Annotated in this window: 1 pseudogene; it reads left to right on the top strand. The window is 61.3% G+C overall.

The window, feature by feature from the left end:
- Positions 1-445, top strand: a pseudogene (locus tag AC1DF0_RS32295) (hypothetical protein); the annotation flags it as partial.

The raw sequence follows: 445 nt of genomic DNA, 5'->3' as shown, positions 1-445 counted from the left end.
GTGCAGTCTTTCAACGCTTACGTCGCGCAGTTCAACGCCGACAACGCCGAGGCCATTGAGCGCGGCGAAATCCAGGCATTGACCGAATCCAGCGCAGCGTTTATCGAAAAAGCCTCCGGCATCAAAAGCCGCTTTGTCATGGACAAAGAGGGTATCCTCGACCCGCAACGCATGACGCCACGCTTGCCCGAGCGCTCCAACGACGAGTGGTCGGTGCTGTGCCAGATGGCCATTGGCGCGGCCGAGCAAGCCTTGCAGCGTGCCGGCAAGACCGCCGCTGACATCGACGGTGTGATCGTCGCCTGCTCCAACCTGCAACGCGCCTACCCGGCCATCGCCATCGAAGTTCAGGAAGCGCTGGGTATCCAGGGTTTCGGTTACGACATGAACGTGGCGTGCTCCTCGGCTACCTTCGGTATCCAGGCCGCCGCCAACAGTGTGCAAC

Source organism: Paenibacillus sp. 05T425, from assembly GCF_056396205.1.
Note: the sequence above shows the minus strand (reverse complement) of the source record. Positions and strands in the feature narration are given on the sequence as shown.